Source organism: Pseudomonas sp. 18-147 (assembly GCF_051048045.1).
In the GTDB taxonomy this organism is placed as follows: Bacteria; Pseudomonadota; Gammaproteobacteria; order Pseudomonadales; family Pseudomonadaceae; genus Pseudomonas; species Pseudomonas aeruginosa.
Window position 1 is genome coordinate 4652044 of sequence record NZ_CP182296.1, and the last position, 12461, is coordinate 4664504.

The following is a 12461-nucleotide window of genomic DNA, read 5'->3' on the forward strand; positions in this document are numbered from 1 at the left end:
TTGCAGCGGAGCGGATCAGATCTCGACCTGGGTTCCCAACTCGATCACCCGGTTGAGCGGCAGGTTGAAATAGCGCAGGTTGCCGTTGGCGTTCTTCAGCAGGAAGGCGAACAACCCCTCGCGCCAGCGCGCCATGCCGATGCGCTTGGATGGAATCACCGTCTCCCGGCTGAGGAAGTAGGTGGTGCGCATCGGGCTGAAGTCCAGTTCGTTGAGATGGCACAGGCGCAAGGCAGCCGGGATGTCTGGCTCTTCCATGAAGCCGAAGTGCAGGATCACCCGGAAGAACCCGTCGCCATAGGCCTCGACCTCGAAACGGCGATCCGGCGAAACCCGTGGGCTGTCTTCGTTGACCACGGTGAGCAGCACCACCTGCTCGTGCAGCACCTGGTTGTGCAACAGGTTGTGCAGCAGCGCGTGAGGCACCGCGTCGGTACGCGCGGTAAGGAACACCGCGGTCCCCTGGACCCGGTGCGGCGGCTGCACGCGCATGCTGGAAATGAACACCGAGAGCGGCAGCGAGCCCTCGTCGAGACGCTCCACCAGCAGTTGGCGGCCACGCTTCCAGGTGGACATCAGGATGAAGATGACGATACCCGCGATGACCGGGAAGGCGCCGCCCTGGATCACCTTGGGCAGGTTGGCGGCGAAGAACAGGCTGTCCACCGCGAGCATCACGCAGAAGAACGGGACGCCCAGCCACAGCGGCCATTTCCACAGGCGCCAGATCACCACGCCCATCAGCAGGGTGGTGATCAGCATGGTTCCGGTCACCGCCACGCCGTAGGCAGCCGCCAGCGACGCCGAGGACTCGAAGCCGAGCACCAGCAGGACCACGCCGACCATCAGCGCCCAATTCACCCCGCCGATGTAGATCTGCCCCTGCTCGTGGCTGGAAGTGTGCTGGATGGTCATCCGCGGCACGTAGCCGAGCTGGATCGCCTGGCGGGTCAGGGAGAAGGCGCCGGAGATCACCGCCTGGGAGGCGATCACCGTGGCCAGGGTGGACAGCGCCACCATCGGCAGCAGCGCCCAGCCCGGCGCCAGCAGGTAGAAGGGGTTGCGCGCCGCCTCGGCGTTGGAAAGGATGGTCGCGCCCTGGCCGAAGTAGTTCAGCACCAGCGCCGGCAGCACCAGCAGGAACCAGGCACGGGCGATCGGCTTGCGACCGAAGTGGCCCATGTCGGCGTACAGCGCCTCGGCGCCGGTCAGCGCCAGTACGGTGGCGCCGAGGATGGCGACACCGATGCCGGGATGCGAGCTGAAGAAACGCACGGCCCATACAGGGTTCATCGCCTGCAGCACTTCCGGCTGCTGGATCACCCCGTAGACGCCCAGCGCCGCCAGGGCGCCGAACCAGAGCACCATGACCGGGCCGAACAGGATGCCGATCCGCGCGGTGCCGTGCTTCTGGATCAGGAACAGGCCGATCAGCACGATAAGCGCCAGCGGTACCGTCCAGTGCTCCAGGCCGTCGAAGGCGATCTCCAGCCCTTCTACCGCCGACAGTACCGAGATCGCCGGGGTGATCATGCTGTCGCCGTAGAACAGCGCCGCGCCGATCAGGCCGGCAACCACCACGAAGGTCTGCAGCCTGCCGAACGGCGCCGCCGCCCGGCGCGCCAGGGCCGACAGCGCCATCACCCCGCCCTCGCCCTGGTTGTCGGCACGCAGGACGAAGATCACGTACTTGATGGAAACGACCCAGACCAGCGACCAGAAGATCAGCGACAGCACGCCAAGGACGCCATCGTGGTTGGCCTGCACCCCGTAGCCGCCGATGAAGACCTCTTTCAGGGTATACAAGGGACTGGTGCCAATATCCCCATAGCAGACTCCAACCGCCCCGACCATCAGGCCGATGGCAGAGCTGGAATGCCCCTCCGAAGTCTCCTCGGCACGCGTCGCTGCATCACTCATGAAACGCTTTCCCCCGGAAAAATTCGGCAAATGCTGCGCCCATGCCGTCCGCGATGCAAGCGCCGAGGCCACGGACTGCTATGACTATAGAAGGCCGGGGAGCCGATTGCCGAGCGCCCGCGGTGAGTTTTTCCAGGGCCGGAAAAGAGCTGCACGGGAGACTGGAAAAGCCGCGGCGCTGCCGCTAGAATTGCGCACTTTTTGATCAGAGGCGCCAGCAAGCGCGCCCGCCTACCGAGGTTAGCCATGTCCACCCCCACTCCCAAAGTCGGCTTCGTCAGTCTTGGATGCCCCAAGGCGCTGGTCGACTCCGAGCGCATCCTCACCCAGCTGCGCATGGAAGGCTATGAGGTCGTTCCGACCTACGAAGACGCCGACGTCGTGGTGGTCAACACCTGCGGTTTCATCGACAGCGCCAAGGCCGAGTCCCTGGAAGTGATCGGCGAAGCCATCGCCGAGAACGGCAAGGTCATCGTCACCGGCTGCATGGGCGTGGAAGAGCACGCGATCCGCGACGTGCATCCAAGCGTGCTGGCGGTCACCGGCCCGCAACAGTACGAGCAGGTGGTTACCGCAGTGCACGAAGTGGTGCCGCCGAAGACCGAACACAACCCGCTGGTCGACCTGGTCCCGCCGCAAGGCGTCAAGCTGACCCCGCGCCACTACGCCTACCTGAAGATTTCCGAAGGCTGCAACCACAGTTGCAGCTTCTGCATCATCCCGTCCATGCGCGGCAAGCTGGTCAGCCGGCCGGTCGGCGACGTGCTGAGCGAGGCCGAGCGCCTGGTCAAGGCCGGGGTCAAGGAACTCCTGGTGATTTCCCAGGACACCAGCGCCTACGGCGTGGACCTGAAGTACAAGACCGACTTCTGGAACGGCCAGCCGGTCAAGACCCGCATGAAGGAACTCTGCGAGGCGCTGAGCAGCATGGGCGTGTGGGTTCGCCTGCACTACGTCTACCCGTACCCCAACGTCGACGACGTGATCCCGCTGATGGCCGCCGGCAAGCTCCTGCCGTACCTCGACATCCCCTTCCAGCACGCCAGCCCGAAGGTGCTCAAGGCCATGAAGCGCCCGGCCTTCGAGGACAAGACCCTGGCCCGGATCAAGCAGTGGCGCGAGATCTGCCCGGAACTGACCATCCGCTCGACCTTCATCGTCGGCTTCCCGGGCGAAACCGAAGAAGACTTCCAGTACCTGCTCGACTGGCTGACGGAAGCCCAGCTCGACCGCGTCGGCTGCTTCCAGTACTCCCCCGTCGAAGGCGCTCCGGCCAACGAGCTGGGCCTGGAGCCGGTGCCGGACGAGGTCAAGCAGGACCGCTGGGAACGCTTCATGGCCCACCAGCAGGCGATTTCCGCCGCTCGCCTGCAGCTCAAGGTGGGCAAGGAAATCGAAGTGCTGATCGACGAAGTCGACGAACAGGGCGCGGTCGGCCGCTCCTGGGCCGACGCTCCGGAAATCGACGGCAACGTGTTCGTCGACAGCGACGAGCTGAAGCCGGGCGACAAGGTCCGCGTGCGCATCACCGATGCCGACGAGTACGACCTCTGGGCCGAGCTGGTCTGAGCCCCCCTGAAGAGCCCCGCCCCGCGGGGCTTTTTCATCGCCAACCGTTCCGGAGAGCACGATGCTCAACAACGACGTACTACGCAGCCTGCGCTACCTGCTGGATCTTCCCGACGCACATCTGGCCGAACTGGCCGCCCGGTTCGGCGAGCAAGTCGAAGCGGACCTGCTCGAGGCTTACCTGAAGAAGGAAGACGAAGACGGCTTCCAGGCCTGCCCCGACCGCTACCTGGCGCGCTGCCTGGACGGACTGATCATCCAGCGCCGCGGTCGCGACGAGTCGCGTCCGCTACCGCCGCTGGAGCTGCCGTTGAGCAACAACATGATCCTGAAGAAGCTGCGGGTCGCCTTCGAACTCAAGGAGGAAGACCTCCATGCCATCCTCGACAGCGTCGACTTCCCGGTCTCCAAACCCGAGCTGAGCGCCCTGTTTCGCAAGCCCGGCCACAGCAACTACCGGACCTGCGGCGACCAGTTGCTGCGCAACTTCCTCAAGGGCCTGACCCTGCGCGTCCGTGGCTGAACGCGCGGAGCCACTGCTGGCGGTTCTGCTCCAGGCGCCGCCCTGCGTCGACCCCTGGTTCCTGGAGTGCCGCCAGGATCGCGCCGGCCTCACCATCCTCGTCCGCGACCTCGCCAACCAGCGCACCTGGCGCGTCGAGTTCGTCGAAGTCGAAGGCCTGCGCCAGCTCGACGCTGCCGACCTGCTGGAATTCTGGCCAGCCTGTGCGGCATCCGAGGGTTGGCTGTACCGGGTCGAGCAAGGCGGCTGGCTGGACCAGGAATGCCGTCGCGAGGGCTTCGTCGCCCGCGAGACCAAGGCCGTCGACGAGTATTTCGTCAATGGCGGCGATCGCTGCCTGAGCGTGCTGTCCTGGTCGCCACCGAAGGTTTCCCCGCTGATCTGACCGCCATGAAAAAAGCCGCCCGTGGGCGGCTTCTCGCGTGGCGCTCCGGCTACATCAGGAAGATCGTCGCCAGGCCGAGGAAGATGAAGAAACCGCCGCTGTCGGTCATCGCAGTGATCATCACGCTGGAGCCCATCGCCGGATCGCGTCCGAAACGATGCAGGGTCATCGGGATCAGCACTCCCATCATCGCCGCCAGCAGCAGGTTCAGGGTCATCGCGGCGGTCATCACCACGCCCAGTTCCCAGTTGCCGTAAAGATAGAAGGCCACCACGCCGATCACTCCGCCCCACGCCAGGCCGTTGACCAGCGCGACGCCAAGCTCCTTGCGCAGCAGGCGGTTGCGACTGTTGCTGGTCGGCTGTACCTGGTCGAGCGCGATGGCGCGGACGATCATGGTGATGGTCTGGTTGCCGGAATTGCCACCGATGCCGGCAACGATCGGCATCAGCGCGGCCAGCGCCACCAGTTTCTCGATGGAGCCTTCGAACAGGCCGATCACCCGCGAGGCGACGAAGGCGGTGATCAGGTTGGTGGCCAGCCAGGCCCAGCGGTTGCGCACCGACTTCCAGACCGAGGCGAAGATATCTTCTTCTTCACGCAGACCGGCCATGTTGAGGACTTCGCTTTCGCTTTCCTCACGGATCAGGTCGACCATCTCGTCGATGGTCAGACGACCGATCAGCTTGCCGCCCTTGTCCACCACCGGCGCGGAAATCAGGTCGTAACGCTCGAATGCCTGGGCGGCGTCGTAGCCGTCCTCGTCCGGGTGGAAGGTCACCGGGTCGGTGGCCATGACTTCCAGCACTTGCTTGTCCGGATCGTTGACCAGCAGGCGCTTGATCGGCAGCACGCCCTTGAGCACGCCGTCGTAGTCGACCACGAACAGTTTGTCGGTATGCCCGGGCAGTTCCTTCAGGCGGCGCAGGTAGCGCAGCACCACTTCCAGGCTGACGTCCTCGCGGATGGTGACCATCTCGAAGTCCATCAGCGCGCCGACCTGGTCCTCCTCGTAGGACAGCGCCGAACGCACTCGCTCGCGCTGCTGCGCGTCGAGGCTTTCCATCAGTTCATGGACCACGTCGCGCGGCAGTTCCGGCGCCAGGTCGGCGAGTTCGTCGGCGTCCAGGTCCTTGGTCGCGGCGATGATCTCGTGGTCGTCCATATCCGCGATCAGGGTTTCCCGGACCGCGTCGGAGACTTCGAGGAGGATGTCGCCGTCGTCCTCGGACTTGACCAGTTGCCAGACCGTCAGGCGGTCGTCCAGCGGCAGCGATTCGAGGATGTGGGCGATGTCGGCGGGGTGCAGTTCCTCCAGCTTGCGCTGGAGTTCTACGAGATTCTGCCGGTGGACGAGGTTTTCCACCCGGTCATGGTGCTGGCCTTCCTGACGATGGGTCAGGTCTTCCACCACCTTGTGGCGATGCAGCAGCTCGACCACCTGCGCTAGGCGGTCCTGCAGGCTTTCCTGCGGCTTCTTGGCTTCTACTTCGGTCATAGCGCGCTCCACCCCCAGTAGCGGAGCACGCCAAAGGGGTCAATCAGAAACGTGATTGGTCAAACGGGAAACTGTTCGAGTTTCTACTGGGTAAGTCCATGGGGGTGTTCCAAGGGCCCTCTCGGGGCAGATACGGATAATGATAACACTCCGCTTGCGTTTTGCGCGTTACAAAATGGCGGCAAGAACAAGCGCTTGCGGCACAAAGTTCATCGTCACTCGACGCCTGACTGCGACGCCGGAAATTTCACTCAGGACACTCGGCCCCGCGGAAAAAGGCAACGCGTTAGCCTGCACTCACCCTTATCCGACCCGGAGTGCCGGCCATGCGTTCCCTGTCCCTCCTTCTCCTCCTCTCGCTGGCGTCCACCTGCGAGGCCGCTGCGGTATTCCGCTGCGAAGACGCCAGCGGCCATGTCAGCTTCACCCAACTCGGTTGCCCCGCCGGGCAGGCCGGCGAGACCGTCGTGGCGGACAACCCGCCGCCGGGAGGCAGGAGCGTCACGCCGATGGCCGAGACGAAGACGAAAAAGGCGTCCATCGGCCGGAAAAACGTGCCGCTCGCGGTGATCGGAGAAAGAGAAGATCGCTGCGGAAGACGCCTGGACGAGAAGGAACGCCGCAAGGCGATCGTGGAGCAGCGGATCATGGCGGGAATGACCCGCTCCGATGTGGAGCGGGCGCTGGGCAAGCCGGACCGGGTCAGCGGGAACAATGCGGAGGTGCGTTATCAGTACAAGGCCGACAAGCGACGGGGAGCGAGAAGCGTGAGCTTCGATCAGGAGGGATGCGTGAAGGGAAAGGGAAGGTACCGGGTGGAGCGAGTCGATCCCGGGAGCTAAGGCCGGGCCGACCTCATACCGATGAAAGCAGGACCGGCATCGCCTTTAGCGTGCCGGGCAGGGTGTCGCCCTGCCCGCATGGAAAAGACGGACGACAGTCTTCAGCAGCCTACCGCCTACCCGCCGCGCACGCCTCTGGCTGGCGGTTATGGTCAGGCTCAATCCTCTTTCTGCGGTTCGCCGGGCAACAACGCGCGTGATGAACAGACCGCGATACAGGTGGAATCCCGTTTGCACGTCCACCGTTTCGGAAGCGCCTTGCAGTGAAGTCAAGGCAGCGATGCCCTTGCGCACACGGTACTCGTTCAACGCGCGGCTGCCTCCCTCCATCGGCAGCAAGGAGGGCAACGGCTCGTCAGCGGGCGCATGGTCGACAATGCTGCCGACGATGGTGATGAGCTTGTCGCCGCGCGCGCTGACGGCAGCCTCTTGCCCCGTCTCGACGACACTCCCGGCAGCCTGCGCGAGGTTTTCGGAAATCACCGCATCCAGGCGAACGATGCCGACGCGACGACTGATCAACATGACCATGGATCTCTCCTCTATGTATGGATGGCATCGCTACGATGCATCGCAACGACCTCTAGTAAGCCGTTCCACCCGTCCCCCCGGAGGCCTGCCCGGAAGCGGTGCGCTCGAGGTCGACGAGCAGCACGTGTTCGTGAGCGAGAACAAGGTCGAAACGAGCCTGTCCCAGCGCCTGGCCATCCTGCACGACGGACAGGTTTTCGATGGGCGTCAGGCGCAGCAGGCTGGCCTTCAGCACGCGCAGGCGCTCGCCGGCATTGCCTGACTGCAGCAGGCAGCGGGCATCCTGCAGGTACTGGTGCGCCTCGGGACCATGCCAGGTCAGGCGAAAGATGCTCTCGCAACTGGCCAGCAGGGACTCCTGCTCGCCACTGGCGGAAAACTCCCGCCGCACCTTGCCAAGCAGGCTCGAGGACTCCAGGCGCAAGGTCATGAAGGGGATGGCCGGCGGGGCCAGCAGTTGATCGGCATCGATGACGCTGCCGGCGGGCAGGCCGAACAACTGCCGCAACGTTTCGCGCAGGGCGGCGTGATCCAGGCGCACGGTTGCACTGGACATGGCGAACTCCTTTTTCAGGATGGATGGATGACGGACAGGCACCGACGCGGCGGATACAACCGCCGGCCAGGCCGGAGCGAAGTACGTTCGTTCAATGCAGGCGCAGGACCCGCGCCAGGTTGCCGCGCGCCTGCAACAGCAGGACCAGCAGCACCAGCAGTACCCCGAGCATCCACGGCGAGAGGTGCTCGGCGCGATACAGCCCGGCCACTATTCCCAGCGCCTGGCAGCCGGTGCACAACGCCAGCAGGTAGGCGCACAGGGAAACGCCGGGGCGGAAACGCGCGCCGGCGCGGCGATAGGTGATCAGGCGCATGCAGATCGCCGAGCAGACCAGCACGGTCAGGGTGGACAGCGGATCAACCATCAGACTTGCCTCCCCGGCGGCGCAACAGCCCGCGCATCCAGTTGGGCAGTTCACCGCCACGCATCCACTCGAGCATGCCGATGCCGCCGGTCACGCACAGGGTCGCGGCGACGAAGGCGGCCATGCCGCTGGTCTGGGTCAACCCGCGGCCGAGCGCCTCGATTCCGGCGTAATAGCCGCCGACCCAGGACACCAGCAGATAGCCGAGGCGGGTCAGGGCGTTGTAGTCACGGGCGAACACGACAAAGAAGATGGCGCCGCCGAAGCCTCCCAGCAAGGCGTTGCCATCGATACCCGGCAGGTACATGGCCAGGCCGACGCCAGCCATTGCGCTGGCGGCGGAGGCCGCAGAGCTTGGCTCGGACATGGATGACTCCCGAAAATGCAAAGGCCCGCCGAAAAGGCGGGCCCGGAACGGCCGAAGCCCGCATCGGCGGGCTTCGGCCAGAGGAATTTCAATCGTGGAGAATTTATACCTTTATCGTCCCATAGCGTCAATATGGGAAAACCCGTTTTCATACAGAAATTTTTTTAGCGCTCGCACACGATCCCCACCTCCGCCATCGGCTCCTCCAGTCGCTGCAAGGCCTGGCGCAGCAAAGCGACGACCCGCTCGCGCCATTCCTTGTCCCAGCGATGCAGGGTGCTCTTCGACAGGCCGCTGAGTCGCTCGATCTCGCGGATGCTCGACGGCGGACGACGGAACATGCGCATCAGCAAGGCCAGGGTTGCCCGCTGCTCGATCGGGTCGGCCCCGGGCTTCAGCCAGTCGCGCAAAGCCGCCAGGCCAAGGACGAAATCCCGCCCGCGGGCGAACTCGGCCCGCACCACCGCCAGCTCCAGTGGGTGCGCAGCCAGCTGGCGCTGGGCGAAACGCACGGTCATCACCGCCTGGGCCTGCCATTCGTGCGGACTCAAACCGCTGGGCAGGTGTTCGATGAAGCTGCGATCGAAGCGCTCGCGCAGGCCATCGATCACCATCGCCGTCGACGACTTCGGTCCCGGCTGGTGCTCGAACATCCAGTAGGCCACGGCCAGCGCCTGCTCGGTACTTTGAAACATGGTATTCCCTCCTTGGCCGGCCCACCTGGCTGGCCGCTCGCATTAGCCACCCGCAGTGGCTGTGTTGGGCCGCCGTCCTACCCGAGGCGAGTAGGAAAGCGCTGAAATTATGGTAATACCCATATACGGACGCTTGCAATGCCACAGGCACACCCTTAGTCTTGCCCCCTATGGAACTCAAAGATCGCATCAAGGCGGCGCGCAAGCACGCCCATCTCAGCCAGGTCCAGCTTGCCCAGGCGGTAGGCATGACCCAGACCTCCATTTCCGATCTGGAGCGCGGCAAGTCCCGCGCCACCAGCTTCGTCGCGCAGATCGCCGGCGCCTGCGGCGTCAACCCCCTGTGGCTGGCGGAAGGTCGTGGCGAGATGCTCGCCGAGCGCGGCCAGGCGAATGCAGGACCCAATGCCAGTTGGCTTGGCGCAGTAGAGTCATGGGACGACGAAACGCCCCTGGATGCCGACGAGATCGAACTGCCCTTCTACAAGGAGATCGAGCTGTCCGGCGGCAAGGGCAGCACGGTGATCCTGCAGACCGGCGGGCGCAAGCTGCGCTTCGGCAAGTACACCCTGCGCAAGAAGAACATCGATCCGGCCAGTGCCGCCTGCGTCACGGTCAGCGGCAACAGCATGGAGCCGGTGCTGCCGGACGGCAGCACGGTAGGCGTGGACACTAGCGCGCGGACGATCAAGGACGGCGACATGTACGCCTTCGACCACGACGGCCAACTGCGCGTGAAACTGCTTTACCGCCTTCCAGGCGGCGGCCTGCGCATTCGCAGCTTCAACAGTGACGAGCATCCGGACGAGCGCTACGAGCCCCAGGAAGCCGCCGAGCACATCAACGTGATCGGCCGGGTGTTCTGGTACTCGGTGCTGGTCTGACCCCTTCCCGCCCCGCCTGACGACGGGGCCGCGTTCCGGCGGAAGAAAAATCCCGGGCAAAGAAAAAGGGCCTGCATTGCTGCAGGCCCTTTCGGTATGGCGCACTCAGGAGGATTCGAACCTCCGACCGCTCGGTTCGTAGCCGAGTACTCTATCCAGCTGAGCTATGAGTGCGTGTCGGTGCTTTTTCCGGCCACCTGCCGGTAACGCTTGTTTTACCGTGAAAGACCGCAACTGTCGATCCTTCGCTCGCCGAGCCCCTGACGAGAGGAACCCTTCGAAATATGGCGCACTCAGGAGGATTCGAACCTCCGACCGCTCGGTTCGTAGCCGAGTACTCTATCCAGCTGAGCTATGAGTGCGTCGTGGGGGCGCATTATAGATTGTGGATTTTATCCGTCAAGCGATTTTTTCAATCAAATCAGTAACTTAGTTACCAAGATGGCTTTCGCCGCCTGAATCAACCTCTAACACTTGAATGGCGGAGAGGGGGGGATTCGAACCCCCGACACCCTTTTGAGGTGTACTCCCTTAGCAGGGGAGCGCCTTCGGCCACTCGGCCACCTCTCCGCAACACGGGGCGCATGATACCCATCTTTACCCCGTTTGCAAAGGGAAAATTAGATAAAAATTAATGGTTTGGCTCTTGATCTTTCTCTTTCTGGATGCGCTGGTAAATTTCCTCCCGGTGTACGGCGACTTCCTTCGGCGCGTTGACGCCGATGCGCACCTGGTTCCCTTTGACACCCAGTACCGTCACGGTGACGTCGTCACCTACCATCAGGGTCTCTCCGACCCGACGAGTCAGAATCAGCATTCCTTTCTCCTCACGCGAATATTTCAGGACAACAGTCTGCAAAAAAGAAATGGCGGCGGATCCGCAGAAATCAAGAGCGCGATCCTTCACCCAGTATTGACCAGTCCCGCCGGAATGAAAGTTCCTGCCAAACGGTCAAAAACGACAAAAGGCGCGGGGTTGCCGCGCCTTTCGCCTGCCAGCGTCACTCACCCTGTCGCGCCGGCGCGTCGAGCTCGAACGCCGTGTGCAGGGCACGTACCGCCAGTTCCAGGTACTTCTCTTCGATCACCACGGAAACCTTGATTTCCGAGGTGGAGATCATCTGGATGTTGATGCTTTCCTTGGCCAGCGCTTCGAACATGCGGCTGGCCACGCCGGCGTGCGAACGCATGCCGACGCCGACGATGGAAACCTTGGCGATGTTGGTGTCGCCGATGGCTTCGCGCGCGCCGATGTTGGCGGCGGTCTGCTTGAGGATTTCCAGGGCGTTCAGGTAATCGTTGCGATGCACCGTGAAGGTGAAGTCGGTGGTGTTATCGTGCGCCACGTTCTGCACGATCATGTCGACTTCCACATTGGCGGCACTGATCGGCCCGAGGATCTTGAAGGCCACGCCGGGGGTATCGGGTACGCCACGGATGGTCAGCTTGGCTTCGTCGCGGTTGAAGGCGATGCCGGAGATGATCGGCTGTTCCATGGATTCCTCTTCATCATCGATAGTAATGAGGGTGCCCGGACCCTCCTGGAAGCTGTGCAGCACGCGCAGCGGAACGTTGTACTTGCCGGCGAACTCGACCGCCCGGATCTGCAGCACCTTGGAACCGAGGCTGGCCATTTCCAGCATTTCCTCGAAGGTGATCTTGTCCAGCCGACGGGCCTGCGGCACTACGCGCGGATCGGTGGTGTAGACGCCGTCGACGTCGGTGTAGATCTGGCATTCGTCGGCCTTCAACGCCGCCGCCAGGGCCACCCCGGTGGTATCGGAACCGCCGCGGCCCAGCGTGGTGATGTTGCCGTTGCCGTCGACGCCCTGGAAACCGGCGACCACCACTACCCTGCCGGCCTTGAGGTCGGCGCGGATGTGGGTGTCGTCGATGTGCAGGATGCGCGCCTTGGTGTGCGCACTGTCGGTGAGGATACGCACCTGGTTGCCGGTATAGGAGACCGCCGGCACGCCGCGCTTGATCAGGGCCATGCTGAGCAGGGCGATGGTCACCTGCTCTCCGGTCGAGACCATGACGTCCAGTTCGCGCGGAACCGGCTGCTCCATGATCTGGTTGGCCAGGCCGATCAGACGGTTGGTCTCGCCGCTCATGGCGGATACCACCACGACGACGTCATCGCCCGCTTCGCGGAATTTCTTCACCTTCTCGGCCACCTGCTCGATACGCTCGACGGTGCCGACGGAGGTCCCTCCAAACTTCTGTACGATCAAAGCCATTTCAAACCGCCTGATTCCGTGAAGGGCGCCCTTTTGAACCTGCCACATTCTTTCGCTACCCGGACTGGCGGGGCGCACCGCCGG

General features: G+C 63.8%; 14 protein-coding genes and 3 tRNA genes. 5 read left to right on the plus strand and 12 right to left on the minus strand.

Going from position 1 to position 12461, the window contains the following annotated elements; genetic code table 11:
- Positions 1-15: 15 nt before the first annotated feature.
- A complete protein-coding gene (locus ACM0M4_RS22040; protein ID WP_003104754.1) occupies positions 16-1920 on the minus strand; it encodes a potassium transporter Kup in 1905 nt (634 codons plus the stop codon).
- A gap of 246 nt (positions 1921-2166) precedes the next feature.
- On the opposite strand from ACM0M4_RS22040, the gene rimO reads away from it, so the two are divergent.
- The 3 genes from rimO to ACM0M4_RS22055 all read left to right on the plus strand — a co-directional run bounded on the left by rimO (position 2167) and on the right by ACM0M4_RS22055 (position 4397).
- A complete protein-coding gene (gene rimO, locus ACM0M4_RS22045) occupies positions 2167-3489 on the plus strand; it encodes a 30S ribosomal protein S12 methylthiotransferase RimO (RefSeq protein ID WP_003086001.1) in 1323 nt (440 codons plus the stop codon).
- A gap of 61 nt (positions 3490-3550) precedes the next feature.
- Entirely contained in the window at positions 3551-4012 is a 462-nt protein-coding gene (locus tag ACM0M4_RS22050) for a DUF1456 family protein (protein WP_003112599.1), read from the plus strand.
- The gene (locus ACM0M4_RS22055; protein WP_003085997.1) at positions 4005-4397 is read left to right on the plus strand and encodes a hypothetical protein; all 393 of its coding nucleotides are present in this window, start codon (positions 4005-4007) and stop codon (positions 4395-4397) included. Before ACM0M4_RS22050 ends, ACM0M4_RS22055 begins: the two co-directional genes overlap by 8 nt.
- A gap of 49 nt (positions 4398-4446) precedes the next feature.
- Here ACM0M4_RS22055 and mgtE read toward each other — a convergent pair whose 3' ends face one another.
- Complete coding sequence (mgtE, locus tag ACM0M4_RS22060) at positions 4447-5895, minus strand: magnesium transporter (RefSeq protein ID WP_003085996.1); 1449 nt, start codon at positions 5893-5895, stop codon at positions 4447-4449.
- Between the two features lie 326 nt (positions 5896-6221).
- Between mgtE and ACM0M4_RS22065 the strand changes: the two genes are divergently transcribed.
- Positions 6222-6737, plus strand: coding sequence for a DUF4124 domain-containing protein (locus ACM0M4_RS22065; protein WP_003111747.1), 516 nt, complete (start codon positions 6222-6224; stop codon positions 6735-6737).
- Between the two features lie 45 nt (positions 6738-6782).
- Here the strand turns inward: ACM0M4_RS22065 and ACM0M4_RS22070 are convergent, their stop codons facing one another.
- The 5 genes from ACM0M4_RS22070 to ACM0M4_RS22090 form a co-directional block, all read right to left on the minus strand.
- On the minus strand, positions 6783-7268 hold the full coding sequence (locus ACM0M4_RS22070) for a hypothetical protein (RefSeq protein WP_004353269.1): 486 nt from the start codon (positions 7266-7268) through the stop codon (positions 6783-6785).
- A gap of 52 nt (positions 7269-7320) precedes the next feature.
- Entirely contained in the window at positions 7321-7824 is a 504-nt protein-coding gene (locus ACM0M4_RS22075) for a phage neck terminator protein (RefSeq protein ID WP_003145589.1), read from the minus strand.
- 91 nt (positions 7825-7915) lie between these two features.
- Positions 7916-8191: a phage holin family protein gene (locus ACM0M4_RS22080; RefSeq protein WP_003085989.1), complete on the minus strand. Its 276-nt coding sequence runs from the start codon at positions 8189-8191 to the stop codon at positions 7916-7918.
- Complete coding sequence (locus ACM0M4_RS22085) at positions 8184-8558, minus strand: phage holin family protein (RefSeq protein WP_003085986.1); 375 nt, start codon at positions 8556-8558, stop codon at positions 8184-8186. Before ACM0M4_RS22085 ends, ACM0M4_RS22080 begins: the two co-directional genes overlap by 8 nt.
- A 164-nt stretch (positions 8559-8722) precedes the next feature.
- On the minus strand, positions 8723-9253 hold the full coding sequence (locus tag ACM0M4_RS22090; protein ID WP_009315311.1) for a hypothetical protein: 531 nt from the start codon (positions 9251-9253) through the stop codon (positions 8723-8725).
- Between the two features lie 170 nt (positions 9254-9423).
- Here ACM0M4_RS22090 and alpR point away from each other — a divergent pair, with 170 nt between their 5' ends.
- Positions 9424-10137, plus strand: coding sequence for a transcriptional regulator AlpR (gene alpR / locus ACM0M4_RS22095; RefSeq protein ID WP_003085982.1), 714 nt, complete (start codon positions 9424-9426; stop codon positions 10135-10137).
- A 97-nt stretch (positions 10138-10234) separates the two neighbouring features.
- On the opposite strand, the gene ACM0M4_RS22100 is transcribed toward alpR, so the two are convergent.
- The 5 genes from ACM0M4_RS22100 to ACM0M4_RS22120 form a co-directional block, all read right to left on the minus strand.
- Positions 10235-10311: transfer RNA gene (locus ACM0M4_RS22100), tRNA-Arg, on the minus strand.
- A gap of 111 nt (positions 10312-10422) precedes the next feature.
- Positions 10423-10499, minus strand: a tRNA-Arg gene (locus tag ACM0M4_RS22105).
- A gap of 117 nt (positions 10500-10616) precedes the next feature.
- Positions 10617-10707 (minus strand) — tRNA-Ser (locus tag ACM0M4_RS22110).
- Positions 10708-10768: 61 nt separating this feature from the next.
- Positions 10769-10954, minus strand: coding sequence for a carbon storage regulator CsrA (gene csrA / locus ACM0M4_RS22115; protein ID WP_003085981.1), 186 nt, complete (start codon positions 10952-10954; stop codon positions 10769-10771).
- A 184-nt stretch (positions 10955-11138) separates the two neighbouring features.
- Positions 11139-12377 (minus strand): aspartate kinase, encoded by a 1239-nt coding sequence (locus ACM0M4_RS22120; protein ID WP_003085971.1) that lies wholly within the window; start codon positions 12375-12377, stop codon positions 11139-11141.
- Positions 12378-12461 lie beyond the last annotated feature (84 nt).

Excerpts from the sequence above, each read along its gene's own strand:
- ACM0M4_RS22040 (WP_003104754.1), bottom strand. The coding sequence starts at position 1,920 with ATGAGTGATGCAGCGACGCGTGCCGAGGAGACTTCGGAGGGGCATTCC.
- rimO (WP_003086001.1), top strand. The coding sequence starts at position 2,167 with ATGTCCACCCCCACTCCCAAAGTCGGCTTCGTCAGTCTTGGATGCCCC.
- ACM0M4_RS22050 (WP_003112599.1), top strand. The coding sequence starts at position 3,551 with ATGCTCAACAACGACGTACTACGCAGCCTGCGCTACCTGCTGGATCTT.
- mgtE (WP_003085996.1), bottom strand. The coding sequence starts at position 5,895 with ATGACCGAAGTAGAAGCCAAGAAGCCGCAGGAAAGCCTGCAGGACCGC.
- ACM0M4_RS22065 (WP_003111747.1), top strand. The coding sequence starts at position 6,222 with ATGCGTTCCCTGTCCCTCCTTCTCCTCCTCTCGCTGGCGTCCACCTGC.
- ACM0M4_RS22070 (WP_004353269.1), bottom strand. The coding sequence starts at position 7,268 with ATGGTCATGTTGATCAGTCGTCGCGTCGGCATCGTTCGCCTGGATGCG.
- ACM0M4_RS22075 (WP_003145589.1), bottom strand. The coding sequence starts at position 7,824 with ATGTCCAGTGCAACCGTGCGCCTGGATCACGCCGCCCTGCGCGAAACG.
- ACM0M4_RS22080 (WP_003085989.1), bottom strand. The coding sequence starts at position 8,191 with ATGGTTGATCCGCTGTCCACCCTGACCGTGCTGGTCTGCTCGGCGATC.
- ACM0M4_RS22085 (WP_003085986.1), bottom strand. The coding sequence starts at position 8,558 with ATGTCCGAGCCAAGCTCTGCGGCCTCCGCCGCCAGCGCAATGGCTGGC.
- ACM0M4_RS22090 (WP_009315311.1), bottom strand. The coding sequence starts at position 9,253 with ATGTTTCAAAGTACCGAGCAGGCGCTGGCCGTGGCCTACTGGATGTTC.
- alpR (WP_003085982.1), top strand. The coding sequence starts at position 9,424 with ATGGAACTCAAAGATCGCATCAAGGCGGCGCGCAAGCACGCCCATCTC.
- csrA (WP_003085981.1), bottom strand. The coding sequence starts at position 10,954 with ATGCTGATTCTGACTCGTCGGGTCGGAGAGACCCTGATGGTAGGTGAC.
- ACM0M4_RS22120 (WP_003085971.1), bottom strand. The coding sequence starts at position 12,377 with ATGGCTTTGATCGTACAGAAGTTTGGAGGGACCTCCGTCGGCACCGTC.